This window comes from Flexivirga lutea (assembly GCF_054778955.1).
In genome coordinates this window covers 1,031,117-1,054,502 of sequence record NZ_BAAGZB010000002.1, presented here as the reverse complement: position 1 = coordinate 1,054,502, position 23,386 = coordinate 1,031,117, and the positions used below count along the sequence as shown (strand labels likewise).

Genomic DNA, 23,386 nt, shown 5'->3' with positions numbered 1-23,386 from the left:
GCGGGACCGCGTGTGCGGAATCTCGACGAGCGCGGGCGCCACATCGGTGGCTTCAGCACATAGTGCCGCCAGCCCCTGGACAGAGTGCGTCGGGTCGTCAGTCAGCGCGCTCCCACACCGGCGCTGCGCCTGGCTCGAGCACTTTGTAGTCCGGTGCTCCTTGCAGCTCCGCCTCGGCGCCGCCGGGGCTGTAGATCGCGATCAGCCGCAGCTGCCGCCAGCCGGTGTTGAAGGTGGAGTGCTCGGTGCCGCGCGGGATGTAGACGCTGTCTCCGGCTCTGACCGCGAATTCGCCTGAGTCACCGACGGTTTGCACGCCTTCGCCTTCAATGACGTGCAGCACCTCGTCGGACTCGGGGTGCGTGTGTATGTCGTGGCCCTTGGTCGGGTTGATCACCACCTCGCCGACCGTGATCGGCGCGCCGGGGAACCGGTCGGCGGTCACGCCCCATTTGATCGAGCCCCAGGAGAACGTCTCGGTGCTCAGGTCCTGCTGGCTGCTGTGCGTTGTCGTCATACGCCTGCTCCTACTTGTCGCCGAAGGTGACTGCCTTGAACTTCTCCGTCTGTGCCCGTATGGCGACCTCGGTGGGCAGCCGCTCGATGGAGCTGGCGCCGAAGAAGCCGACGACGCCGTCGGTGCGTTCCAAAACGTATTGAGCATCCTCGGGTTCGGCGATGGGACCGCCGTGGCACAGCACCAGCACGTCGGGGTTGATCTCGACGGCCGCGTCGCGCATGGCCTGGACACGGTCGACGCACTCGTCGAGGGACAACGCGGTGCTGGCACCGATGGATCCCTTGGTGGTTAGGCCCATGTGCGGCACGAGCACGTCGGCGCCTGCCTCGGTCATCGCGCGCGCCTGGTCTGGATCGAAAACGTATGGCGTGGTGAGCAATTCGCGCTCGTGGGCCGCGCGGATCATGTCGACCTCGAGGTCGTAGCTCATCCCCGTCTCCTCGAGGTTCGCGCGGAAGACGCCGTCGATGAGCCCGACGGTCGGGAAGTTCTGGACGCCGGCGAACCCCACGCCCTTCACCTCGTCGAGGAAGCGGCCCATCACCCGGAACGGGTCGGTGCCGTTGACACCGGCGAGCACCGGCGTGTCCTGCACGACGGGAAGCACCTCGTTGGCCATCTCCATGACGATGGCGTTCGCGTCGCCATACGCCAGAAGTCCCGCGAGAGAGCCACGTCCAGCCATCCGGTAGCGACCCGAGTTGTAGATGATGATCAGGTCGATGCCGCCGGCTTCGGCCGATTTCGCGGAGAGTCCGGTGCCGGCGCCGCCGCCGATGATCGGCCGGCCGGATGCTGCGGTTTCGCGCAGTCGGGTCAGCGCCGTATTGCGATCCATGTTCCAGCTCCTTGGTGCTGCGAGATGCGTGGTCAGTGCGCGTTGGTGATGAGGGCGTGCAGTCGGCGCGCGGCGTCGCGGCCGAACCCTTCGTCGTTGAGGTGCTGGTCGATCTCGACCACCTCGACGGCGTCGCCTGCTGCGGTGCGAACAGCGTCGAAAAGCGCTGTATCCGCTGCGGAGTCGCGGAATGGCCCGCCCTCGATGTCGATCCCGCTCAGCCCGCGCAGCGGCAGCAACAGCGTGGTCGGTCCCTTGGCAGCCGCGAGCTTGGCGCCGATACGCCGGCCCAGCTCGGCGTTCTCCTCCGGCGTGGTGCGCATCAGCGTCACCGTCGGGTTGTGCACGACGAAGGTGCGGTCGTCGAAGCGCTCGGGGACGAGTTCGCGTGGCCCGAAGTTGACCATGTCGAGTGCACCCAGGGAGACGACCTGCGGGATGCCGGCCGCACCGGCCGCTTCCAGCCGATGGGGTCCGGCACTGAGCACGCCGCCGACCAGGTCGTCGGCGAGTTCGGTTGTGGTGAGGTCGAGTACGCCGGCCAGCCGTCCGTCGGCGGCAAGTTTTTCCAAAGCCCGGCCGCCGGCGCCGGTGGCGTGGAAGACCAGCGGCTCGTAGCCCAGCTCCACCAGCTCGGCACGGGCCTCGTCGACCGCGGGCGTGGTCAGCCCGAACATCGACAACCCGATCAGCGGCTTGTGGTCACCGCTGTCCGGCGCGTGCCGCCGCTTCTCTTCGGCTGCGGCCATGGCGGCGATGGCTGCCGCCGCGTTGCCGAAGACCTGGGCGGAGACCGAGTTGATCCCGGCGACATCGACGACCGAATACATCATGGTCACATCGGATTCGCCCACGTATGGCGCGACGTCGCCGGCCGCCATGGTGGAGACCAGCAGCTTCGGCACCCCGACCGGGAGGGCGCGCATCGCACGGGACGCGACGGATGATCCACCGGACCCGCCGAGCGCGAGCACGCCGTCGACCTTGCCCTCGCCGAAGAGCCGCAGCAGCACATTCGCCGCGCCGTCGGCCATCGCGTCCATCGCCGCACCGCGGTCACCGCTGTCCCGGAGTTGAGCCAGGTCGTGTCCGGCAGCCTGCGCGACTTCGGCCGGGGTGATGTCGGCGTGCGCGTCGGAGTAGGTGCCGACGTCCAGCAGCAGCGCCTGCGCGCCATACCCACGGACCTGCTCGGCCAGCCACGCGTATTCCGCACCCTTGGTGTCCATCGTGCCGATCAGAGCCACAGTCGCCATGCCACGTTCTCCTTGGAGTCCCGACGTCGTGGCAAGCTCATCATGTTCGGCGGCGAACCGGAAGGCCTGCGCACAGACGCCTAAGCTCGAAGTCGTGGACGAACGCACACGATTCGACGAGGAAGCAGCAACGTGGGATGACGACCCCGGGCACGAGAAGCGTCAGGTGGCCGTCGCGCGTGCCATCGAACGATCCGTGGAGCTCAGCCGCGAGATGCGCGCCCTGGACATCGGCGGCGGCACCGGTCGGCTGAGCATCCTGCTCGCGCCCCGTGTTGGTTCCGTGGTGGTGACCGATCCCTCGGCGGGGATGGTGGAGGTCGCCCAGCAGCGGATCGAGGCCGCCGGCCTCGCTGACCAGCTGCGCGCCATACGAGCGGACCTCACCAGGGAGACGCTCGTCGGACGGTATGACGTGGCCTGGAGCTCGATGGCGCTGCACCACGTGCACGACGTCGATGCGCTGTTGCGCTCCGTGGCCGGCCTACTCGCCACCGGTGGGCGGCTGGCCCTCGCGGATCTGGACGCCGACCCGGATGGCGCCTTCCATGCGGGCAAACCCGACTTCGACGGCCATCATGGCTTCGACCGGGACAACCTCGCCACGCGGTTGACCCGCGCCGGGTTCACCGACATCGGCTTCGTGGACGCGACGACGATCACCAAGGACGACCGGGAATTCGGCTTGTTTCTGTGCACCGCGACCAAAGCGTAGCGCGCTCAGAACCCGGGAAAGACCTCACGTAACTCGTCGAGCGTGACGTTGCCGGTGACCGTCACGTCGGCCGGTGTGTATGCCGGACCGAGCCGCCCGAAGACCAGCCGCAGCGCGGCTTCCGGCGCTCCGGTGAACGTGGCGGTCGCCTCTTTCGCGCCGGGTTCGAGGCGCACGCTGTCGTCGATGCGGAGGGCATACCCGGTGTCGCCGACGGCGAGGACGACGCGCCGATCGATGCGGTCGGCCTTGCCGGCGAACCCGACCAGGACCGCGAGGTCGCCCGAGAGCTGTTCGAGCAGGGCAGAGGTGCTGTCGTCGGAGAGGGCCGCGTTGCGATCGGTGGCGACCCGGACGTCCCAGCTGTGATGAGCGACCTCGTTGAGCCGCAGGCCGGCGAACGTCGCCACGCTCGCCGGTGCCGGCAGGAATCCGATCGGCAAGGTGAGCGACGCATGCTGCTCCGGCGTCAGCGCCTCCAGCGCTTCGACGAGGCGGCGGTCGTGTTCGATGAACGCGTCACGTTGTTCGGCAGGCGTCGACGCGTCCCAGCGGTCCCACACCGACCGGTTGAAGTCATCGCCGGGCGCATCGCCCTCGCCGAGCTCGGCGCGGAGGATTGCAAGCGAGATCTCGGCGCCGCTGCCCAAGTGCGAAAGCACCTGCGCGACGGACCATTCGCTCGCGCCCGATGGTCCGGACGGTTGGTCGTCGGTGAGGTTCTGCGCGATGCCGACGAGTGCGTCGTGCTCCTGGCGGAGGGCGTCGATGGTCCGTATGGCGAGAGTGGTCATGGGAGTGCCAACCGCGATTGCCCGCACGATGTTCCGTGCGCCGCCTGCGCTGAGTGGTGCCGGGTATGGCGTCACCGTGTCCCACCCAGGTGCCGGGCGAAGAACCGGCCGACGTCCTCTCCGGCGAATGCGGGGACACCCGTGTGCCCGCCCAGATTGGCTTGGAGCGTCTTCTCCTGCGAGCCGAAGGCGTCATACAACTCGAGCGCCCGGGTGCGGTCATTGCCGCGGTCGTCCCACTGCAGCAACACGTGCAGCGGGATGGTGACGTGCCGGGCTTCCTCGAGGGTGGCGCGCGGGATAAAGCTGCCGGCGAAGAGTCCCGCCGCGGCGATGCGCGAGTCGACGGCGGCGAGCCGGGTGCCGACGGCGATGACGCCACCCGAAATCCCCACGGGGCCAGCAATGTTCGGCAGCTCCAGCAATGTGTCGAGGGCTGCCTGCCATTCGGGGACGGCCTGGTCGACCAGCGGCCGGATGAAGGAGTCGATGGCGTCCTCGCTCAGCCGGCTACCGTCCTTCAGCGCCTTGTGCAGCGCGGCCCGCCCCGCCTCGATCGGAGCGGATCGTGCACGTTCGCCGTTGCTGGGGAGTTCGATGGCGGCGGAGGCAAACCCCAGCGCGGCGGTGGCGCGCGCCCGCGCGGCCAGGCGGGGATGCATCGGCTGCAGCCCGCCGGGGTGCCCGATCAGGACCAGCGGCAGCTTTGTTGCGGCAGAGGCAGTTTCGGGTGTCCACAGGATGCCCGGTATGTCGCCGAGCGCGAATGCGCGCTCGACGATGCCGTCGGCTGAGTGCGCTTCAGAGAGGAAGTGCATGGTCGTGCCTTTCGGGAGAGCTCAGGTATGGCGCTCCCGGACGACCTATCGCCCGACCGTGACCCCCGCAGGGAGCACCCATGTCGTTGTGTTCATGGGTACCACCTCCTCGGTCACGTGCACGGTTCACGAACAGTAGCAACGCGCTAGCGGTGGCGTCGCTTCAATTTCGTGTGCAGCTTCAACGCTGCTTGGTGTTGTCGTCCACAGCGGGCCATCAGCGCCCGCAAGGTGATCGACACGACCACCGCCGGCAACGCCGCATCCGGGTCACCCACGGGTCGAAAACCTCCGAGCCCCGTGCCAAGTGAGCACCGGCACGTCGGTGTCGGTGAGCAACAGCGCGAGATCGCCCGGGTCGGACGTGACCACGACGGCAGGTGCCGCGAGGCCTGACGCGGTGGCGGCGACGATCGCGTCGACCGTGATGTCGCGTGGCTTCCTGCGACGGCGTGCGGGACCGGCACGCAATGCGCCGGCTCGGTAGCCGATGGCGTCATCGACGTCGACCAAGCGGACCAACTTCGCCACCTGCCGGATCCGCGCGTCTCGCGACGATCCGTCGGTGATCCCCACGAGGGTGGCAGCGGAGGCATAGAAGATCGAGTCGGTACGACGCGCAACCTGGGCCCAGGGCTGCATCCGTCGCTCGCCCGACGCCAACGCCGACAGCGCCTCCGCGTCGAGCAGGATCGACTGCGGGCCGACGATCGCGTCGTCAACCGGTTTCGAGATCTCGGTGACTTCGGCGATTTGCGGCAATCGGACGGAAGTCACTGTCGCCGACCATGAGTCGGTCATTGACCGGGCCGTTTCTTATTGGGTTGACCACGGCGAGTCCAGAGGGTCTCGCGTTCTACGTCATCGGTTGCGGATTGCGCTGGCCAGTTCAACGAGCTGGTTGTCGACGATGTCGAGGATGACGTCGGGATTCACGCGGAAGTACTCGTGCACGACGATGTTCCGCAAGCCCGCGATCGCAGCCCACGGCACGTCAGGCATCGTCCTTCGAGTCTCGACGGGCAGCGACCGCACGGCCTCACCGATGACAGCCAGGTTGCGCAGAAGAGCGTCGTACGCCATCGCTTGCAGATCGTTGGAACGCAAGTGCGGCGCATAGTCCTGGCATCGCTGAATCGCGTCGAGGATATCCGTGAACCGCTCATCCTCTGACCGGGTCACACGGCCACCGCGTCAGCCAGTGCGCTGGAGGAGACCTCGGTGCGAAGCAGCGATGCAGCCACGACATCCACTCTGGTCCCAAGAAGTTCGCTGAGCTCCTCGGCGATGCCCGAAACTCGAAGCAATTCGTTGCCGCCACCGGGCACAAGATCCACCAACAGGTCAATGTCGCTGTCCGCCGTGGCGTCGCCGCGTGCAACCGAACCGAACAGTCGCGGGTTCGTCGCCGCGTAGCGCTGGCAAATCTCGTCGAGGGCACGACGATGACGCAGGATCGTTGCGCGAAGCGCCTCGCTCTGTGCCGTGACAGTGCTCATGCCCCAAGGGTAGACGGGCAACGGCCTCCCGACCCATCTCGGACTCGCCTCGCCGTGATGCGGCCTGTGCGATCGACTCAGAACGAAATCAAGCAGCGTCATACCGCCGCGAATGTGGTGGTCACCGAGGCTGCAGACGCCGTCAGCTGACGCTACGCAGGTACCTGCCGAAGTGCGGGACGGTGAACGCGATGCGGCCGCGTTCACCGGAGTAGATGAGGCCCTTCTTCAGCAACGCGTCACGGGCTGGCGAGAGCGACTGCGGCTTGCGGCCGAGGACGCTCGCAACGGCGGACGTCGGCACGGACTCGACGTCGTCGCGTTCGTCAGCGGGTATGTCGGTCGCGGCGTCGGCCATGGCTCGCAGATACTCCCGTTCGCCGGGAGTGGCTCGCTCGTAACGGGATCCGAAGAACCCGACGGCCAGTTCGGCCTCGGCGGCGGGTGCTGCCACGTCGATGTCGGCCGCACTGACCGGCGAGCCGGGCGCCACGTCCCACGCCACCTTGCCGTAGGCCTGGATGAAGTAGGGATAGCCGCCGGTGGCGGCATACATCGCATCGAGCGCGGCATCGTCGAACTTCGCGTCCTCCTCCTGCGCCGGCGACTGCAGCGCCTTGTCCGCGGCTTCGCGCGGGAGGCGGTCGATGCGTGCGTAGCGGAAGAGGCGTTCGCTGTAGGACTTCGACGCCGACAGTACGGCGGGCAGGTGCGGCAGGCCGGCGCCCACGACGATGATCGGCAGTGATGCCTGGCTGATCTCGTGGCACGCGGCGCACAGCGCCGACACGTCCTCGGGGTCCAGGTCCTGCATCTCGTCGATGAAGATCGCGATCCCGCGCCCCATGTCGGCGGCCAACCCGCCTGCGTCCGACAGCAATTCGACCAGGTCGATCTCGATGTCGCCAGAGTCGGCGCGGCCGGACACTGCCGGCGCGTCGATGCCGGGGCTCCATCGGTCACGCAGCTTCGCATTCGCCGGGGCGTCACGCTGCGCGAACGACTTGATGACGCCGAGCACCTGGTCGACGTCCTCCTGCTGGGAGTGACCGAGTTCGCGGACCGCCTGGTGCAGCGCCGACGACAACGGGCGCCGCAACCGCTGGTCCGGGCGAGCCTCCAGCTTGCCGGTGCCCCACTTGGCACGAACAGCCGCCGAGCGCAAGGCATTCAGCAGGACCGTCTTGCCGACGCCGCGTAGGCCGGTGAGTACGACGGAGCGCTCCGGGCGGCCGCGGGCGATGCGCTCGAGCACCACGTCGAAGGTGCGCAGCTCGTCGTCACGTCCGGCCAGCTCCGGTGGGCGCTGCCCGGCACCGGGCGCGTAGGGATTGCGTATCGGGTCCACGCGAGGACTGTATGTGCATATCTAGGTTCGCCCTGATACATCCTTAGCGTGTCGCATCGAATGGCCATCTACTCCACACCCACGCCATCGAGCTATCCGAAATATGTTCGGGAAACTCTGTACGGTGTCATGCCTCGCTGGTATCCTGTAGATACGCGAAAACGCCTCAGAGTGAAGGAGATTGGGCGATGCACTCGAACTCGTCGGCGCCTGCTTCTACCTTCACGAGCCTTCCGACCGAAGCCATCACCCCAGCCGTCGCCGAGCCGGGACGCGGACCTGAAGTGCTGGCCTTGTTGCAGGCTGCGGCGGCCGTCCTGGACGAGGTCCCCGGCATCGTGCATCAACTCGGTGCCGACCAGGAGGACGAGTTGGTGTCGGTGCTGCTGCGGATGCACGGCCGCTCGGCGCAATTGACGACCGTAGTGACAGCAGATGCCGCGGAGCGGTGCGCGGTGACCGAGTCGGACGCCCCGAACACGAGCCAGTGGCTGAGCGCGCACGCGGCCGACGGACCGCCCGTGGAGCCTCGCACACTGCGCGCGATGGCAACCGTGGCGGATGCCTGCCGGGCACGCAGGAACACCGTGCTCGCCGGCGCGCTGCGCGAGGGATCGTGCTCGGTCGACTCCGCGCGCACCGCACTGGCCCAAGCGGACAAGGTCGCACCCGTCATCCCGACCGCGGACCGTGACGAGATCCTCGGCTGGTTCCTGCAGGTGGACCCGGCGCTCGGCACCACCGGACTGACCCAGCTGACACGACGGATCATCGCCCGGTTCGCACCCGAGAGACTGTCCCACGACGACGAGAAACTCGAGGCCACCGAGGCGCTGACCTGGTCCACCACACCGACCGGCATGACGCGTCTCGTCGCCGAGCTGTCGCCGGCAAATGCGGCGATCGTCAAGGACGCGATCAACGCCACCTCAGCGCCCCGCCCGGCGGCGCCCGGCGACGGCACCGCATCGGTGCGCGACGAGCGCACGCCCGGCAAACGACGTGTCGACGCACTGATGGATTTGCTCGCGGCTGGTGCCCGCACCGCGACCGGCGACGGTGTGCAGGCAGGCGCCGCCACCGTCCTGCTCACCATGGGCCTGCGCGAACTCCTCGACGGCCACGGCGCGACCACTGTCGACGGGGACGTGCTCGACGCCGGGGCGGCCAGGCGATTCGCCTGCAGCGCCGACCTGATCCCCGCAGTGCTCGGCGGACCCAGCAAACCGCTGGACGTCGGCCGACGAGAACGGCTGGCGACCAAGGCGATCCGTGCAGCGGTGATCCTCCGAGACCGAGGATGTTCCTTCCCCGGCTGTGACCGACCACCAGGATTCTGCGAGGTCCACCACGTCCGGCCCTGGTGGGCCGGAGGTAAGACGTCTCTCGCGAACTCCGCACTGCTCTGTTGCCGGCACCACCAGACCGTTCATCGACAGGGCTACACCGCACTCGTTCACCCCGATCGGGTCGAATGGTGCCTGACGCCTGGGCTTCTGCCCGGCCACCAGACGACTGCTGCGTGACTCCGGCAGAAGCTCAGCCGAGCGGCATCGCCTTCAGAATCACCACGGCCGCAGCACCATTCCACGAGTCGACCGTTGTCGGCTCGTCGAGCTGCACCAAGTCGAACGTGCCGAGCTCCAGGCCGCAGGAGACCGCGCCGTCCATGCAGCAGACGAAGACTTCCGCGCCGGTCGGCACCTCGACATCACGGCGCGCGCCGACCACGGTCGTGACGTCGGCGACATACACCCCACGCCGGGTCATCACGTTGAAGTCACGCGTCGGGCCGTCCGGCACCTTGCAGTCGATCTGAGTCCCACCGTCGAAGGCGTATGGCGAGAAGCGTTCCAACGGCTGGGGTTCCGGAGTGTGCAGCACCATCCGGCCGGGCGAGCAGAGCACGATGACGCGGTCGACGCCGTCCAGGCGGGAGAATGCTCCGTCCTGCTGGACCTCCGCGACGCTCAACCGCCAGGCGAAGTCGCCCTCCGCCGGTTGACGCGCGAGCTCGTGCGTGATGCCGCCACCGCCGAGCCACGACATCGTCGTGGCGTCGGTGAAGCGAATGATGTTGTGGGACATGAGTTCTCCTGGTTTGGGCACGTGGTCTCGATACACCTCCCCCGCTTCGCTCCTCCGGCACTCGACCAGCGTGCTCCACGGGTCTCGATACGGCCTCGCCTAGCGGCTCGCCTACTCGACCAGCGTGGGTGGGTGCTCGACCGACGCTGAGCTCACATCATGTGGGCGGGGCCGTGGTAATCGTCGTCGGTCAGGTGCTCCTTCCAGACCGTCGTGTCGGCGGGGTCGTCGCCCGACTCGAGCATCGCGAGGTGCTCCATGAAGCAGTCCGGCGGTGCGGCGTGCCAGTGGTCCTCGCCGGGCGGTGTGTAGATCGTCTGCCCGGCGTGCACCTCGAACACCGTGCCATCGCGCTGGCCGAACCACGCGACACCCTGGGTCACCCGCAGATACTGCCCGCGGGCGTGACAGTGCCAGGCGGTCCGCGCGCCGGGCGCGAAACGCACCAACGCCACGGTCATCCGCTGATCGGCCTCATGCGGCACCGCGATCGGATCCAGCCACACGTCACCCCGGAACTGCTCCGGCGGATTCTTGACCGTCGGCGCCGTTTCCTCGATCCTCATCACCGCTCCTCTCACACCGTCAGCAGCGTCTTGATCGCCCGCCGCTCGTCCATCGCGCGATAGCCCTCGGCGGCTTCCTCCAACGGCAACGTCAGATCGAAGACCTTGCCGGGGTTGATCTTTCGCGACCAGATGAGCTCGATCAGCTCCGGCAGATAGCGCCGCACCGGCGCCGGCCCGCCGTGCAGATGTATGGCGGAATAGAACATCTCCTGCCCCGGCAGTTCCACACCGTGCGACACCCCGACGAAACCGACGTGGCCGCCGGGACGCGTCGACCGGATCGCCTGCATCATCGACTCCTGCGTGCCGACCGCCTCGATGACCGAGTGCGCGCCATACCCGCCGGTGAGATCCTTGATCCGCTCGACGCCTGCGTCGCCGCGCTCGACCACGATGTCGGTGGCGCCGAACTCGCGGGCCAGCCGCTGGCGTGACTCGTGCCGGCTCATCGCGATGATCCGCTCGGCGCCCAGCTCCCGCGCGGCGAGTATGCCGAGCAGCCCGACCGCGCCATCACCAACAACCGCAACGGTTTTGCCCGGTCCGACGGCCGCAGCGTCGGCGGCGAACCACCCGGTGCCCAGCACGTCGGACGCCGCGAGCAGCGACGGGAGGAGGTCGGCGTCCGGCATACCAGGGGTGGCGACCAGGGTGCCGTCGGCCCACGGGATGCGCGCTCGTTCGGCCTGGGTGCCGATCGCACCGACGGGTTGCACGTGGGCACAACGGGACTGGTAACCGGCCCGGCAGATCTCGCAGGTGCCGTCGGACGCCATGAACGAGCCGACGACGAAATCACCCGGCTTCACCGTCCTGACGTCGGCCCCGACCTCCTCGACCACGCCGACATACTCGTGACCCATCGGGGACGGCTCGGTGACATCGTTGACCCCACGGTAGGACCACAGGTCGGACCCGCACACGCAGGTCGCTGCCAGACGGATCACCGCATCGGTCGGCAGCTCGATCCGCGGCTCGGGCCGCTCCTCGACCCGCACGTCGCCCGGGCTGTGCAGCACCACTCCACGCATTGCTTCTCCTTCGCCACCATGGCTGATTGACGTCTATCGACGATTATCGTTCCGTTGCTAGAAACCGCTAGATCACCCGATCAAGGCTCCGCGTGGCTCACGATCGGTGGCAGCGCGACCAGCATGCCGCTCGACCACACCACATGCACCACCACCGGTGCCAGCACCGAACCGGTCCGCGCACGTTCCCAGCCGGCGAGCGTGCTCAGCAGCCCCGAGGCGACGACCAGCACCGGGTTGCCGATCGTCGCGGTCACCGCCACGTGCAGCGCGGTGGTGGCGGCCACTGGGTGCAGCTTCGCCTCCGCCGCCAGGTCGTATGACGCCCCCCGGAAGAACAACTCCTCCGCCGCGCCGGTGAGGAGCGCGAGACCGGCAACCGGCAGGACCGGCCCCTTGCGGGCGTGGTCCATCACATCCGCGATCTGATGACGCACGAACGGGATTCGTGCTCCGACGAATGCGCCGGCGGCGCAGACGCCGACGGCGGCGCCCGCGGTGAGCGCCGGCCGGACGAGCACGTCATACGGGCGCGCCGTGCGGGCCCGACCGACATTCGAGGCCGTTTCGACGGCGACGGCGCCGGCCGTCCAGATCGCAGCGAGGCCGACCGTCCGCCGGCGGAAGAGCGAGCCGCCGCGCGCACTGCGCAGAGCGCGCCGTTGCCACAGCGCACCGAGCCCGAGCGTTGCCGCCTCGGCCGCAAACGCCGCCGTCCGGCGGGAGACGCTCAGCCGGCCCATGACGCGTCCGCCCTGGTCAACCACGCCGGATCCGCTTGGCCCGGCTCGGGAAACGCCATCGAGTCACGCCCCGGACCGCCGAGCGCGGCCGCGAGGGCGTCGTCGAGCGGCAACGGGTCGGGAGCGCCGGGCAGATCCCAGACATCACGTTCGCGGCATACGACGTCGTGCACCAGACTCCCCACGAGCGGCTTGGCCACCCCGGTCGGCACCGCCGTCACCGCGCTGAGCCACTGACCGGCCAACCAGGGCGTGAGCACCGGCACGGGGAACATCCGGCGGCGACCGAGACCCGCCGCGTCGGCGAAGCGGTCGACGAGCTCGCGGTAGGTGAGCACCTCGCCGGCGCCGACGTCGAAGGTCCGGTTGCTGTCCGCCGGCAGAGCCGCGACCGCGACCAGCAGGTCGAGCACGTCGCGCACCGCGACGGGCTCGATGCGACTGTCCAGCCAGGGCGGCGCGATCATGACCGGCAGGCGGTGCGTCAGCTGCCGCAGCAGCTCGAACGACGCCGAGCCGGAACCGATGATCACCGCGGCCTGCAGCACCGTCGCCGGGACCGCACCGTGCAGGAAGACCTCGCCGACCTCCACCCGGGAAGCCAGATGGGAGCTGAGGCGTCCGCCCTCCGGGTGCAGCCCCGAGAGGTAGACGATGCGTCGCACGCCGGATCGCGCTGCGGCAGAGGCGAATCCCTCCGCCATGACGCGGTCGCGCGACCGAAATCTGCCCTTGCCGTCCATCGAGTGCAACAGGTAGTAGGCGACGTCGACACCGTCCATGGCCCGCTCCAGGTCCGGCGCGCGTGTCGCGTCACCCGGCACGATCCGCACCTGCTGTTCCTGCGCCCAGTGCCGCTCGCGGACCAACTCGGGACGGCGTGCGAGCACCGAGACCCGCCGTCCGGACGCAACGAGCCGGGGCGCGAGCCGCGACCCGATGTAGCCGCTCGCGCCGGTCACGAGCACCCGCCCGGCCGTGTCATCCATCGATCCAACCTAACCCCCGGCTGTCGCCAGGACGATCATGGAGGTATGACGACAACGACACCGGACACCGCGCTGCACCGGCCTGGCCGGTCGGGCCACCGGCACGCGTTCTGGCTGATCGCCGCTGGTTTCGCCGCCACCATGGCGTTCACGACCGTGCCGACGCCGATGTACGGCCTCTACCAGGCCCGCGACGGCTTCCCGACGCTGATGATCACGGTCATCTTCGCGGCATACGGCTTCGGCGTGATGGGCGGACTCTTCTTCGGCGGCCACGTGTCGGACTACCTGGGCCGGCGTCCGATCCTGCTCGGGGCGGTCGTCACCGAGCTGGTGTCGTGCCTGATGTTCGTCTTCCTGAAAGACGTCGCCAGCCTGCTCATCGCGCGCTTCATCTGCGGGGCCGGCATCGGTGCCGTCACCTCGACCGCGACCGCGCACCTGGCCGAGCTGCGGCGGGTCGGCGCTCCGGAGGAGGACGGTCGGCGCGCCAGCCTGGTCGCGAGCGCCGTCAATACCGGTGGCCTCGCGCTCGGCCCGCTGATCGGCGGCATCCTCACCGAATGGCTGCCGCATCCGCTGACCCTGCCCTACGTGATGTTTCTGGTCGCGCTCGTCGGCGTCGGGGTCATCGCGCTCCGTGCCCCGGAGACGGTCGAGGTGCCGGCGCAGCGGCCGTCATACCGGCCACAACGCGTGAGCGTTGCACCGGACGTGCGCGCCGAGTTCGTCGCCACCGGGCTGGCTGCGGCAGGGTCGTTCGCGGTGCTCGGGTTCTTCACCTCGCTGACCGGCAGTGTGCTCGGCGAGGTGATGCACCAGCACTCGCGGCTGGTGACCGGGCTGGTCGTCTTCGGGACCATGGGCGCCTCGTCCGTGTCGCAGGTGGCGTTCTACGCGTTGCGGCCGCGGCCGAAGCTGCAGGCGGGGATCGGGCTCATCGTGGCGGGGCTGGTGATGGTCGGCGTGGGCACGATGGCTGCGTCACTGGCGCTCTTCGCCGCAGGTGGTGTCGTCGCCGGCTCGGGGATCGGGCTGATCTTCGCGTCCTCGATCGCGGCGGCCAACCGGATGGCCGACCCGGCCCGGCGCGGGGAGACGGTGGCGGGGATGTTCCTCGCGGCATACGCGGGCATCACCGTGCCGGTCATCGCCTGCGGCGTGCTGCTGACCTGGGTGCCGACGGTCACGCTCGTGGTGTGTTTCGCGGCGCTGATCATCGTCGTCGCGACCGCCTCGACCTGGCGGATGCTGAAATACACTCCGTGACGCTGGGCGTCGGGCTCAGCGCAGCCGCACGACCTCAAAGCGGCCCTGCGGGTGCGCGATCGCGTCCTGTGACTGGATCAACTGGATCTCCCGGGTGCCCGCCTGATGGGTGCGCTCCATGATGGAGAAGACCGAATCCGCCGTGTCGGCAAGCGCTTTGGCGGGTTCCTCGGTCAGCCAGCGGGCCAGGAAGATCGCGGCGGTCGCGTCGCCGGCGCCGGAGACGTACATCGGCAACAGCGGGGTGGTGATGAGCCAGGCACCGTCGTCGGTGACCACCGCGAGTTGCACTGAGTCCGCAGGGGTTTCGTCCGTCTGCACCGAGGTGACCAGCACGGTGCGCGGGCCGCGTTCGCGCAACGCGTCCACCGCCTGCAGCAATCCCTCGACGGTACGTACCTCCGAACCGGTCAGGTAGTCCAGCTCGAACTGGTTGGGTGTGACGATGTCCGCCGCGGGAATCACCTTGTCCCGCATGAATTCCGGGATGCCCGGCCGCACGAAGAAGCCGCGCTCGACATCGCCCATCACCGGGTCGGCGCAGTAGATCGCCTTCGGGTTGGCGGCCTTCACCCGGGACACCGCGTCCAGGATGACCGCACCGACCTGCTCACCGCCCTGGTAACCGGACAGCACCGCATCGCACTCGCCGAGCACGCCCCGTTCCTCGATGCCGGTGATCACCTCGGCAACGGTGCCGGGCTCGAAGACCGGGCCGCGCCATTCGCCATACCCGGTGTGATTGGAGAAGTGCACCGTGTAGACCGGCCACACCTCGAAACCCAGGCGCTGCAACGGAAAGACCGCCGAGCTGTTGCCCGCGTGACCGTAGGCGACCGAGGACTGGATCGACAGGATGTTCACCGCGGCAGTGTATGGCGACGGCCGGTGTCAGATGACCTGGGCGTCGGCCCCCGAGTCGGCGACGACCGGCTTGCCGGCGGACGCCCACTGCTTCATGCCGCCGTCGACGTTGATCACGTCGAAGCCCTGCTGGCTCAGCCATGCCACCGCACGACCGGAGCGGTTGCCGGAGCGGCACATGATCGGCAGCGGGTCGCGTTCGTCGGCTTCGGGCAGCTCGTCCAGTCGCGCCGGCAGGTCACCCAGCGGGATGTGTATGGCGCCCGGCGCGTGCCCGGCGTCCCATTCGTTCTGCTCGCGCACGTCGATCATGACGGCGTCGTCGGCCAGTTGCTCGGGCGTCGTGGAATCAGTCATGGCTCCATCTTCGCCGTACGGGCGGTTCGGCGGCGACCCTGGGGAGAGTTTGGTACGGGTGCCGGGGCAGATCCGTGCCGAACCCCGCCCTGGGGAGAGTTTGGTACACGCACCCGGCCGACCCCGTACTAAACCCCGCCCTGGGGAGACTTTGGTACGGCGCCGGCTGGCCAGGTCCGTACCAAACCCCGCCCTGGGGAGACTTCGGTACACGCACCGCGCCAGGTCCGTACCAAACCCGGCCCTGGGGAGACTTCGGGTACACGCACCGCGCCAGGTCCGTACCAAACCCGGCCCTGGGGAGACTTCGGGTACACGCACCCAGCCGACCCCGTACCAAACCTCACCCTGGGGAGACTTTGGTACACGCACCGCCCGACCAGGATGCCGGGCGCTACTTCAGCAGCCGCGACATCCGGCGGTCGGCCAGCGGTTTGCCGCCGGTCTGACAGGTCGCGCAATATTGCATCGACCGGTCGGCGAAGGAGACCTCGCGCACCACGTCGCCGCACACCGGGCAGGTCTCGCCGGTGCGGCCGTGCACCCGCATCCCGGCCCGCTTGGCGTCCTTGAGGTCCTTGGCCGGTTTGCCGGATGCCGCCGCGATCGCCTCGGTGAGTATGTCGCGCAGCGCGTCATACAGCCGGTCGATCTGCTCGTCGCTCAGCTTCCCGGCCACGGTGTATGGCGAGAGTTTCGCCGCGTGCAGCACCTCGTCGGAGTAGGCGTTGCCCACCCCGGCGAGCACCGACTGGTCCCGCAGCAGACCCTTGATCTGGCGCGACGACTCGTTCCTCGCCGTCGTGCCAGATCCTGTGTTTGATCCTTTTTCGCTGACCTGTGTCCGCGAGCCGCGCAACAGTCCCGCGAAGTCGGCCCGCGACAGCGACAGCGGGTCCGGACCGAGCGAGGCGATGCCCGGCACCTGCGCCGGGTCGCGCACGACGTGGACCGCCAGCCGCTTCTGGGTGCCGGCCTCGGTCAGGTCGAAGCCGGAGTCGTCGGCGAAACGCACCCGCAACGCGATCGGCGACTTGCCGGGGCGCACCACCGTCTGCGGCAGCGCGTCGGACCAGCGCAACCAGCCGGCGCGCGACAGGTGGAAGACCAGGTGGATGCCATCGACGTCCAGGTCGATCCACTTCCCGTGCCGGGTCACGCCGGTCACCGACAGGCCACCGAGCGCGTCGACCGGCGGGTCATAGGTCTTCAGCACCGAGAACGAGCCGAGCTCGACGCGCGCGACCGGCAGGTCGAGGACGCGCGAGCGCAGGAAGTCGACCAGTCCTTGCACCTCTGGCAGCTCAGGCATCGGCATCGCTCCGTTTCTCCGCGCCGAAGGTGGCCGCAAGCGCCTTGCGCACCAGCCGGTGCAGGGTGAAACCGTCCGGCCCCTCGCAGACCATCATCCGGATCGGCCGGCCGCGCAACTCCTCCCGGGCCAGCGGGTGACCGTGCGACAGCAACTGCTGGGTGGGGGTCAGTTGCCGGATCGCGATGCAGGCGACGTTGTCGGGATGCTCCACGGCGAAGTCCTCGTAGATCACCGGGTCGTGCTGACCGTCGTCGCCGACCAGCAGCCACTGGATGTGCGGGAACTCCGCGGCCAGCCGGCGCAGCGAACTGCGCTTGTGCGCCTGGCCGCTGCGGAAGATGCTGTCGTCGGTCGGGCCCCAGTCGGTCAGCAGCGCCGGCCCCAGCGGGAAACCGTGCCGGCGCAGGAAGCGGGTCAGGATCGGCTGAGTGTTCCAGGCGCCGGTGGACAGATAGAAGATCGGTGCCTCGGGTTCGGCGGCGAGCAGCGAGCGGTACATCGCCGGCATACCGGGGACCACCTTGCGGGCGGTCTCCTCCAGCACGAAGGAGTTCCAGGCCGCGATCATCGGCCGCGGCAGGGCGGTGACCAGGCAGGTGTCGTCGACGTCGCTGATGATCCCGAAGCGGGTGTCCGGCGAGATGATCTGCACCGGCACCTGCACGTCCAGATCGTCGACGCTGATGGTGGCGGTGTGCCAGCCGGGCTCGAGCCCGTGGTCGGTCAGGTCGACGTCGAGGTAGCCGCCGCGGTCGGTGGTGGCGGCCGCGGTCGCCGTGCCACAGCGCAGCCGCACGTCGACGCCGGCGAGCGGGGCGGTGAAGAAGACCTTGAACCCGCGCCGGATCGGCGCTTCCTCCGCATCCGGCGCGGTCGTCGGCTGGCCGTCCCGGGCGAGCACCACCCGGGCCAGCAGCCGGGCGAAGCCCGGTCCGCCATACCCGATGTAGGGCATGACTTGCAGCTTCCACCCGCGCTTGCGCAGCCGCCGCGCGACGACCGCGTTGATCGCGTCCTCGGCGCGCGCTGCGGGGTGGACCTTCGGCATACCGCTCAGGTTACGGGGCGCGGGTGACTACCGGTCACCGTCGGCGGGGTGAACTATCCGCAGGATGATCTCCGTCGCGGCGCGCAGCGACTCGCGTTCGTCTTCGCTCAGCCGCGCGACCTCCGGCGCCAGCGCCGCGGCACGCGAGGCGCGCAGCTGCTCCAGCTGCGCGCGCCCGTCGTCGGTCAGCTCGATGAGCGCGACCCGCGCGTCCGAGGCGTCGGTCGAGCGTGTCGCCCAGCCGGCCGCCTCCAGGCGCTGCACCTGGGTGGTCATCGTGGGCTGGCTGCAGTGGTCGGCATGCGCCAGCTCGCCGATGCGCGCGGGGCCCAGCTCGTCGATCAGCGACAACAGCCGGCCCTGCGCGGGTGGGATCCGCACCTCGGCGTGGCGGGTCGCCCAGCGGTTGAGTCGCGCGACGGCGCTGAGCAGCCGGGCGCCTTCGGGGATGGCGGATTCGGACGGCATGGGTGTAGATTACATAGATTTTCTATGTGTCGTCAAGCCGGCCCTGTTCACTGCGCCACCTCACGCAGTTCGCGCTTGAGGATCTTGCCCGTCGCACCCTTGGGCAGCGCCTCGATGAAAGTGATCTGCCGCGGATACTTGTATGCCGCCACGCGCTCCCGCACGAAACCGGTCAACGTCTCGGAGTCGAGGTCGGATCCCGCACGGACCACCACGTATGCCGCCACCTCCTCGCCGTAGTGCTCGTGCGGCACACCGATGACCGCCGCCTCGACGACGTCGGGATGCTCGTAGATCACTTCCTCGACCTCGCGCGGATAGACGTTGTAGCCGCCGCGGATGATCATGTCCTTGGCGCGGTCGACGATGAAGAAGTAGCCGTCCTCGTCCATCCTGGCCAGGTCGCCGGAGTAGAACCACCCGTCGCGGACCGCCTCGGCGGTGGCCTCCGGACGCCCCCAGTAGCCCTTCATGATCAGGTCGCCCTTGATGGCGATCTCACCTACTTCACCGGCCGGCGTGTCGGAGCCGTCCGACTCGGCCAGCCGCATCTGCACCCCGTCCAGCGGCACGCCGATGGAGCCGACCTTGCGCTCGCGGTCGGGCAGGTTGAACGACGCGACGGGCGAGGTCTCCGACAGGCCGTAGCCCTCCAAGATCTTGGCCCCGAAGCGCTCCTCGAACTTGCGCATCACCTCACCCGGCAGCGCCGCACCGCCGGAGCAGCAGGTGCGCAGCGACGAGACGTCGACCTCGAGGTCGGCCGCGGCCACCAGCATCGCGTTGTACATCGTCGGCACACCCTGGAAGATCGTCGCCTTGTCGCGCTGCATGATCTCCAGCACCCGCACCGCCTCGAAGCGCGGGATGAGGGTGACCGTGGCGCCGCTGACGACGGCGGCGTTGAGGCCGCAGGTCAGGCCGAAGACGTGGAAGAGCGGCAGACAGCCCATGATCACGTCGCCCGGGCCGATGTGCACCAGCTGGTCGACGACCATCCGCGCGTTGTCGTCCAGGTTGTGATGAGTGAGCTCCGCGCCCTTGGGCCGGCCCGTGGTGCCGGAGGTGTAGAGAATGACCGCGGTGTCGTCGTCGGCGCGCTCCACCGGCTCGGGCAGCGGGTCTGCGTCGCCGAGCAGGCCGGCACGATCGGACGGGTCGACCAGCTCGAAGTCGGTGCCCGCCTCCAGCGCGCCCTGCGGGCCGTCGCCCGGCATACCGAACATCACCGAGGCGCCGGAATCGCTGAGGTAGTAGGCGATCTCGCGCGGTTTGAAGAGCGGATTCATCGGCACGACCGTCGCCCCCGCCCACAGCGTGCCGTAGAAGATGACCGGGAACGTCGGCAGGTTGGGCTGCGACAGCGCGACGCGGTCGCCGGGCCGTATGCCGCGCGCCACCAGCTTGCCCGCGAACTTCACTGCGGCGTCACGCAATTCGGCATACGTCAGCGTGGCGTCATCCAGCTTGACCGCGATGGCGTCCGGGTGCTGCTGGGCAGTGCGGGCCAGATTGGCGGCGAGATTGGTCATGCCGACAACTGTAGAACCGTCCCGTGGTGCGGGTCAGGCTTTGCGCAAACTGGCGGAGACGCTGCCGTCCCCGGTGTCGAGCAGCTGCTCGGCCGCCTCGGCGTCCACGCCCGCCAGCAGCATCACCACGGCGACCTTGGTGCGCCCGTCGGCGGCCTGCAGCGCGTCGGCCGCCGTCGACTCGTCCACCTCGGTCGCGGCGGCGACGATGCGGCGCGCGCGGTCGACCAGCTTGGCGTTGGTCGGACGCATGTCGACCATGAAGTTGCCGTAGGTCTTCCCGATCCGCACCATCGCCGCGGTCGAGAGCATGTTGCAGACCATCTTCTGCGCGGTGCCGGCCTTCAGCCGGGTCGAGCCGGTGAGCACCTCGGGGCCGGTGGCGACCTCGATCGCGACCTCGGCCTCCCGGCCGATCAACGAGCCCTTGTTGCAGGCGAGGGCGACGGTCCGGGCGCCGCGCTCGGTGGCGCGGCGCAGGCCGCCGATGACGTAGGGCGTCCGCCCGCTCGCCGCGATGCCGACCACCGTGTCGTCGGGGCCGACGTCGAGCCCGTCCACGTCGGCGGCGGCGGTGTCGAGGTCGTCCTCGGCGCCCTCGACCGCCTCCACGAACGCCCATCGGCCACCGGCGAGCAGGGCGGTCACCTGCCCGGCGTCGGTGTCGAAGGTGGGCGGGCACTCGACGGCGTCCAGCAGTCCCAGCCGGCCGCTGGTGCCGGCGCCCAGGTAGATCAGCCTGCCTCCGGCACGCAGCGAGTGGGCCACCAGCTCCACGGCCTCGCTGATCGCGGGCAGCGCCTCGCGCACCGCGAGCGCGACCGTCTGGTCCTCGTCGTTCATCAGCTCCAGCAGCTGGCGTGTGTCCATGGCATCGAGGCCGACGCTGCGCGGGTTGCGCGCCTCGGTGGTGAGGTCACCTAGGTTCATCGATCTACTTTTTCCTCTTCGCCGCGGTCTTGCGACGTTTCATCGGGGTGGCGTCGCGGACTGCTTCGTGGGTGCGGCTGAGGGCCTCCGTGGTGGCTTCGAGGGAGGTGCGGGCCACGCCGACGAAAAGGAAGTCGACGACGGCCAGCTGGGCGGTGCGGCTGGCGAGCGCACCGGACCGGAACGCGGTCTCACGCGCCGCGGTGGTCAGCACGATGTCGGCATACTTCACGATCGGCGACCCGGAGTAGTTGGTGATCGCGATGGTCGTGGCACCGGAGTGCTGGGCGGCGGCGAGTGTCTCCACGACGTCCTGGGTGCTGCCCGAGTGGGAGATGCCGATCGCCACGTCGCCCTCGCCCAGCAGCACGGCCGAGGTCATCGCCGCGTGGAACTCGGTCCAGCAGAACGCGACTCGGCCGGCCCGGATGAGTTTGTACTGCAGGTCGGTGGCGACCAGCCCGCTGGCCTGGACACCGAAGATCTCGACGCGCGCGGCCTGGGCGACCGCCGCGACGGCGGCGTCGAGCGCGGCCAGGTCGAGGTGCTCGGCGGTCTCCTGCAGCGCACGCACCTCGTGGTGCACGATCCCGGCGACGATGTCCTCGGTGGTGTGTGCCTCGTTGAGATCCGCGGGAGGTTCGCGGGTCGTCGCTCCGAGCGCCGACTCCCGGGCCGCGGCGCCGGCGAGAGCGAGCCGCAGCTGCGGGTAGCCGCCGAAGCCGACGCTGTGGCTGAAACGGGCCACCGTCGCGACCGAGGTGTCGGCGCGCTGGGCCAGCTCGGTGATCGACAGGTGCGCGGCGCCGGCGGGATCGCGCAGCACGACGTCGGCGACGCGGTGTTCGGCCGGTTGCAGCTGCGGGAGGGCGGACCGCATCCGGACCAGCACGTCGCGCGTCGGGTCCCCTGCCGGGTCCCCCGATTCCTTTGCCATGACGTCCCTTTCGACCTTCGGCGCGGGGCGTCGCAAGGTGCCTGTTGCGGTCAGTCCTGCCCTCGAACCAGCTGATGTTGCTGCCGGTCACTGTAACCATCGTGTGGAAACTAGGTGCCAGGACCGTGCGTTCTGTTGGAAAAGATTGACATATCCTGACCGAGGTCTTGCGTGACACATAGTGCAGCTTTCCTGCGGTTTCCGGCACGCAACACCGGAATTTCCACGTTCGCTGCCAGTTATATGCCAGTTGTCTGAACACCAGCTGCACGCGCAGGAGGATTTGTGATCGTCGTCGGCTGCATCTCGGGCACGTCGGTCGACGGTATCGACGTCGCCGTCGCCGAGCTGGACGGCGCCGCCGACGGCGGGCTGCTGCTGCGCCCGCTCGGGGCACACACCCACTCGTGGTCGCCCGCGACCCGCGAGGCGCTGCTGGCGCTGCTGCCGCCGGCGACCACCACCGCGGCGGAGGTGTGCCGCCTCGACGTCGTCGCCGGCCGGGAGATCGCCGGGGCGGTCGCGTCCGCCATCGACGATTTCGCCGGCGGGTCGGCCGATCTGGTGGTCAGCCACGGCCAGACCGTCCATCACTGGGTGGACGGTCCGACGGCGCACGGCGGCCTCCAGCTCGGCCAGCCTGCCGCGATCGTCGAGCGCACCGGACTGCCCGTGGTCAGTGACGTCCGCAGCCGCGACATCGCGGCCGGTGGGCAGGGGGCGCCACTGGCCGGCACGCTCGACCTGCTCCTCCTGCGCGGGCTTTCGCGGGCCGGCGCACTGCTCAACCTGGGCGGCATCGCCAACGTCTCCGTGGCGTCGCCGTCCGGCGTCGCCGCCTTCGACACCGGCCCGGCGAACTGCCTGATCGACGCGGCCGTGTCCGCCGCCACCTCCGGCACTCAGCGGTATGACGCCGACGGGCGCCTGGCCGCTGCCGGAACCATCAACGTGCAGCTGCTGGAGCGCCTGCTGGCCGAACCGTATTACGCGCTCCCGGCGCCGAAATCGACCGGGCGAGAGCTCTTCACGACGGACTACCTGGCGTCATACGAATGCGACGTCGAACTCGCCGACCTCGTCGCCACACTGACCGAGCTGACCGCGGTCACCGTCGCGGACGCACTGCGTCCCTACGGCGTGACCGACGTCTACGGCTCCGGCGGCGGCGTGCGCAACCCGGTGCTGATGGACCGGCTCGCCATACACCTGGCGCCGGCGCGGCTGACGACCAGCGACGCACTCGGGCTGCCGGTCGACGACAAGGAGGGGTATCTGATGGCGCTCATCGGCTACCTGACCTGGCACGGCATCCCGGGCGTGCTGACCGGGCCGGACGGGCGCGCGCTGACCGGCGCCGCCGCCCCGCGGGTGCTCGGGAGGATCAGCCCGGGTGACAAGCCGTTACGGCTACCTGAGCCGGGTGTCACACCGCGCAGCCTGCGCGTGGTGGACTGA

26 protein-coding genes are annotated in these 23,386 nt (G+C 69.2%); 4 read left to right on the top strand and 22 right to left on the bottom strand.

The window, feature by feature from the left end; translation table 11 throughout:
• Positions 1-97: 97 nt before the first annotated feature.
• The 3 genes from ACYVBN_RS11455 to ACYVBN_RS11445 are packed head-to-tail and all read right to left on the bottom strand — an operon-like array spanning position 98 to position 2,614.
• On the bottom strand, positions 98-517 hold the full coding sequence (locus ACYVBN_RS11455; RefSeq protein ID WP_460600621.1) for a cupin domain-containing protein: 420 nt from the start codon (positions 515-517) through the stop codon (positions 98-100).
• Between the two features lie 10 nt (positions 518-527).
• A complete protein-coding gene (locus tag ACYVBN_RS11450) occupies positions 528-1,358 on the bottom strand; it encodes a phosphoenolpyruvate hydrolase family protein (protein ID WP_460600620.1) in 831 nt (276 codons plus the stop codon).
• 32 nt (positions 1,359-1,390) lie between these two features.
• Positions 1,391-2,614: a Tm-1-like ATP-binding domain-containing protein gene (locus ACYVBN_RS11445; RefSeq protein ID WP_460600619.1), complete on the bottom strand. Its 1,224-nt coding sequence runs from the start codon at positions 2,612-2,614 to the stop codon at positions 1,391-1,393.
• A 94-nt stretch (positions 2,615-2,708) separates the two neighbouring features.
• Here ACYVBN_RS11445 and ACYVBN_RS11440 point away from each other — a divergent pair, with 94 nt between their 5' ends.
• A complete protein-coding gene (locus tag ACYVBN_RS11440; RefSeq protein ID WP_460600618.1) occupies positions 2,709-3,329 on the top strand; it encodes an SAM-dependent methyltransferase in 621 nt (206 codons plus the stop codon).
• A 5-nt stretch (positions 3,330-3,334) separates the two neighbouring features.
• Here ACYVBN_RS11440 and ACYVBN_RS11435 read toward each other — a convergent pair whose 3' ends face one another.
• The 6 genes from ACYVBN_RS11435 to ACYVBN_RS11410 all read right to left on the bottom strand — a co-directional run bounded on the left by ACYVBN_RS11435 (position 3,335) and on the right by ACYVBN_RS11410 (position 7,788).
• Entirely contained in the window at positions 3,335-4,123 is a 789-nt protein-coding gene (locus ACYVBN_RS11435; RefSeq protein ID WP_460600617.1) for a maleylpyruvate isomerase N-terminal domain-containing protein, read from the bottom strand.
• A gap of 71 nt (positions 4,124-4,194) precedes the next feature.
• Positions 4,195-4,941 carry a dienelactone hydrolase family protein gene (locus ACYVBN_RS11430; RefSeq protein ID WP_460600616.1) on the bottom strand — a complete coding sequence of 249 codons (747 nt, stop codon included), beginning with the start codon at positions 4,939-4,941 and terminating at the stop codon, positions 4,195-4,197.
• A gap of 270 nt (positions 4,942-5,211) precedes the next feature.
• The gene (locus ACYVBN_RS11425; RefSeq protein ID WP_460600615.1) at positions 5,212-5,718 is read right to left on the bottom strand and encodes a type II toxin-antitoxin system VapC family toxin; all 507 of its coding nucleotides are present in this window, start codon (positions 5,716-5,718) and stop codon (positions 5,212-5,214) included.
• 84 nt (positions 5,719-5,802) lie between these two features.
• Entirely contained in the window at positions 5,803-6,123 is a 321-nt protein-coding gene (locus ACYVBN_RS11420) for a HepT-like ribonuclease domain-containing protein (RefSeq protein WP_460600614.1), read from the bottom strand.
• On the bottom strand, positions 6,120-6,440 hold the full coding sequence (locus ACYVBN_RS11415; protein WP_460600613.1) for a nucleotidyltransferase family protein: 321 nt from the start codon (positions 6,438-6,440) through the stop codon (positions 6,120-6,122). The genes ACYVBN_RS11420 and ACYVBN_RS11415 overlap by 4 nt, the downstream gene beginning before the upstream one ends.
• Positions 6,441-6,582: 142 nt before the next feature.
• Positions 6,583-7,788: an AAA family ATPase gene (locus ACYVBN_RS11410; protein WP_460600612.1), complete on the bottom strand. Its 1,206-nt coding sequence runs from the start codon at positions 7,786-7,788 to the stop codon at positions 6,583-6,585.
• A gap of 188 nt (positions 7,789-7,976) precedes the next feature.
• Here ACYVBN_RS11410 and ACYVBN_RS11405 point away from each other — a divergent pair, with 188 nt between their 5' ends.
• A complete protein-coding gene (locus ACYVBN_RS11405) occupies positions 7,977-9,314 on the top strand; it encodes an HNH endonuclease signature motif containing protein (RefSeq protein ID WP_460600611.1) in 1,338 nt (445 codons plus the stop codon).
• Between the two features lie 13 nt (positions 9,315-9,327).
• On the opposite strand, the gene ACYVBN_RS11400 is transcribed toward ACYVBN_RS11405, so the two are convergent.
• The 5 genes from ACYVBN_RS11400 to ACYVBN_RS11380 form a co-directional block, all read right to left on the bottom strand.
• On the bottom strand, positions 9,328-9,876 hold the full coding sequence (locus ACYVBN_RS11400) for a HutD/Ves family protein (protein WP_460600610.1): 549 nt from the start codon (positions 9,874-9,876) through the stop codon (positions 9,328-9,330).
• Between the two features lie 152 nt (positions 9,877-10,028).
• Positions 10,029-10,442, bottom strand: coding sequence for a cupin domain-containing protein (locus tag ACYVBN_RS11395; protein ID WP_460600609.1), 414 nt, complete (start codon positions 10,440-10,442; stop codon positions 10,029-10,031).
• A gap of 11 nt (positions 10,443-10,453) precedes the next feature.
• Positions 10,454-11,476 (bottom strand): zinc-dependent alcohol dehydrogenase family protein, encoded by a 1,023-nt coding sequence (locus ACYVBN_RS11390; protein WP_460600608.1) that lies wholly within the window; start codon positions 11,474-11,476, stop codon positions 10,454-10,456.
• Between the two features lie 80 nt (positions 11,477-11,556).
• On the bottom strand, positions 11,557-12,243 hold the full coding sequence (locus ACYVBN_RS11385; protein ID WP_460600607.1) for a CPBP family intramembrane glutamic endopeptidase: 687 nt from the start codon (positions 12,241-12,243) through the stop codon (positions 11,557-11,559).
• The gene (locus ACYVBN_RS11380) at positions 12,207-13,208 is read right to left on the bottom strand and encodes a Rossmann-fold NAD(P)-binding domain-containing protein (RefSeq protein ID WP_460600606.1); all 1,002 of its coding nucleotides are present in this window, start codon (positions 13,206-13,208) and stop codon (positions 12,207-12,209) included. Before ACYVBN_RS11380 ends, ACYVBN_RS11385 begins: the two co-directional genes overlap by 37 nt.
• A gap of 45 nt (positions 13,209-13,253) precedes the next feature.
• On the opposite strand from ACYVBN_RS11380, the gene ACYVBN_RS11375 reads away from it, so the two are divergent.
• Positions 13,254-14,477 (top strand): MFS transporter, encoded by a 1,224-nt coding sequence (locus ACYVBN_RS11375; RefSeq protein WP_460600605.1) that lies wholly within the window; start codon positions 13,254-13,256, stop codon positions 14,475-14,477.
• Between the two features lie 15 nt (positions 14,478-14,492).
• Here ACYVBN_RS11375 and pdxY read toward each other — a convergent pair whose 3' ends face one another.
• From pdxY to ACYVBN_RS11335, 8 genes are all read right to left on the bottom strand, one after another.
• Positions 14,493-15,341: a pyridoxal kinase PdxY gene (pdxY, locus tag ACYVBN_RS11370; protein ID WP_460600604.1), complete on the bottom strand. Its 849-nt coding sequence runs from the start codon at positions 15,339-15,341 to the stop codon at positions 14,493-14,495.
• Positions 15,342-15,368: 27 nt separating this feature from the next.
• Positions 15,369-15,698: a rhodanese-like domain-containing protein gene (locus ACYVBN_RS11365; protein WP_460600603.1), complete on the bottom strand. Its 330-nt coding sequence runs from the start codon at positions 15,696-15,698 to the stop codon at positions 15,369-15,371.
• A gap of 394 nt (positions 15,699-16,092) precedes the next feature.
• Positions 16,093-17,010 carry an Fpg/Nei family DNA glycosylase gene (locus ACYVBN_RS11360; RefSeq protein WP_460600602.1) on the bottom strand — a complete coding sequence of 306 codons (918 nt, stop codon included), beginning with the start codon at positions 17,008-17,010 and terminating at the stop codon, positions 16,093-16,095.
• A complete protein-coding gene (locus ACYVBN_RS11355) occupies positions 17,003-18,061 on the bottom strand; it encodes an App1 family protein (protein WP_440281970.1) in 1,059 nt (352 codons plus the stop codon). The genes ACYVBN_RS11360 and ACYVBN_RS11355 overlap by 8 nt, the downstream gene beginning before the upstream one ends.
• Before the next feature lie 27 nt (positions 18,062-18,088).
• Entirely contained in the window at positions 18,089-18,529 is a 441-nt protein-coding gene (locus ACYVBN_RS11350) for a MarR family winged helix-turn-helix transcriptional regulator (RefSeq protein WP_440281971.1), read from the bottom strand.
• A 47-nt stretch (positions 18,530-18,576) separates the two neighbouring features.
• Positions 18,577-20,061: a long-chain-fatty-acid--CoA ligase gene (locus tag ACYVBN_RS11345; RefSeq protein ID WP_460600601.1), complete on the bottom strand. Its 1,485-nt coding sequence runs from the start codon at positions 20,059-20,061 to the stop codon at positions 18,577-18,579.
• A gap of 33 nt (positions 20,062-20,094) precedes the next feature.
• The gene (gene murQ / locus ACYVBN_RS11340; protein ID WP_460600600.1) at positions 20,095-20,991 is read right to left on the bottom strand and encodes an N-acetylmuramic acid 6-phosphate etherase; all 897 of its coding nucleotides are present in this window, start codon (positions 20,989-20,991) and stop codon (positions 20,095-20,097) included.
• Between the two features lie 4 nt (positions 20,992-20,995).
• Entirely contained in the window at positions 20,996-21,928 is a 933-nt protein-coding gene (locus ACYVBN_RS11335; protein WP_460600599.1) for a MurR/RpiR family transcriptional regulator, read from the bottom strand.
• 285 nt (positions 21,929-22,213) lie between these two features.
• On the opposite strand from ACYVBN_RS11335, the gene ACYVBN_RS11330 reads away from it, so the two are divergent.
• Entirely contained in the window at positions 22,214-23,386 is a 1,173-nt protein-coding gene (locus ACYVBN_RS11330; RefSeq protein WP_460600598.1) for an anhydro-N-acetylmuramic acid kinase, read from the top strand.

Excerpts from the sequence above, each read along its gene's own strand:
- ACYVBN_RS11455 (WP_460600621.1), bottom strand. The coding sequence starts at position 517 with ATGACGACAACGCACAGCAGCCAGCAGGACCTGAGCACCGAGACGTTC.
- ACYVBN_RS11450 (WP_460600620.1), bottom strand. The coding sequence starts at position 1,358 with ATGGATCGCAATACGGCGCTGACCCGACTGCGCGAAACCGCAGCATCC.
- ACYVBN_RS11445 (WP_460600619.1), bottom strand. The coding sequence starts at position 2,614 with ATGGCGACTGTGGCTCTGATCGGCACGATGGACACCAAGGGTGCGGAA.
- ACYVBN_RS11435 (WP_460600617.1), bottom strand. The coding sequence starts at position 4,123 with ATGACCACTCTCGCCATACGGACCATCGACGCCCTCCGCCAGGAGCAC.
- ACYVBN_RS11430 (WP_460600616.1), bottom strand. The coding sequence starts at position 4,941 with ATGCACTTCCTCTCTGAAGCGCACTCAGCCGACGGCATCGTCGAGCGC.
- ACYVBN_RS11415 (WP_460600613.1), bottom strand. The coding sequence starts at position 6,440 with ATGAGCACTGTCACGGCACAGAGCGAGGCGCTTCGCGCAACGATCCTG.
- ACYVBN_RS11405 (WP_460600611.1), top strand. The coding sequence starts at position 7,977 with ATGCACTCGAACTCGTCGGCGCCTGCTTCTACCTTCACGAGCCTTCCG.
- ACYVBN_RS11400 (WP_460600610.1), bottom strand. The coding sequence starts at position 9,876 with ATGTCCCACAACATCATTCGCTTCACCGACGCCACGACGATGTCGTGG.
- ACYVBN_RS11395 (WP_460600609.1), bottom strand. The coding sequence starts at position 10,442 with ATGAGGATCGAGGAAACGGCGCCGACGGTCAAGAATCCGCCGGAGCAG.
- ACYVBN_RS11390 (WP_460600608.1), bottom strand. The coding sequence starts at position 11,476 with ATGCGTGGAGTGGTGCTGCACAGCCCGGGCGACGTGCGGGTCGAGGAG.
- ACYVBN_RS11380 (WP_460600606.1), bottom strand. The coding sequence starts at position 13,208 with ATGGATGACACGGCCGGGCGGGTGCTCGTGACCGGCGCGAGCGGCTAC.
- ACYVBN_RS11375 (WP_460600605.1), top strand. The coding sequence starts at position 13,254 with ATGACGACAACGACACCGGACACCGCGCTGCACCGGCCTGGCCGGTCG.
- ACYVBN_RS11365 (WP_460600603.1), bottom strand. The coding sequence starts at position 15,698 with ATGACTGATTCCACGACGCCCGAGCAACTGGCCGACGACGCCGTCATG.
- ACYVBN_RS11360 (WP_460600602.1), bottom strand. The coding sequence starts at position 17,010 with ATGCCTGAGCTGCCAGAGGTGCAAGGACTGGTCGACTTCCTGCGCTCG.
- ACYVBN_RS11355 (WP_440281970.1), bottom strand. The coding sequence starts at position 18,061 with ATGCCGAAGGTCCACCCCGCAGCGCGCGCCGAGGACGCGATCAACGCG.
- ACYVBN_RS11350 (WP_440281971.1), bottom strand. The coding sequence starts at position 18,529 with ATGCCGTCCGAATCCGCCATCCCCGAAGGCGCCCGGCTGCTCAGCGCC.
- ACYVBN_RS11345 (WP_460600601.1), bottom strand. The coding sequence starts at position 20,061 with ATGACCAATCTCGCCGCCAATCTGGCCCGCACTGCCCAGCAGCACCCG.
- murQ (WP_460600600.1), bottom strand. The coding sequence starts at position 20,991 with ATGAACCTAGGTGACCTCACCACCGAGGCGCGCAACCCGCGCAGCGTC.
- ACYVBN_RS11335 (WP_460600599.1), bottom strand. The coding sequence starts at position 21,928 with ATGGCAAAGGAATCGGGGGACCCGGCAGGGGACCCGACGCGCGACGTG.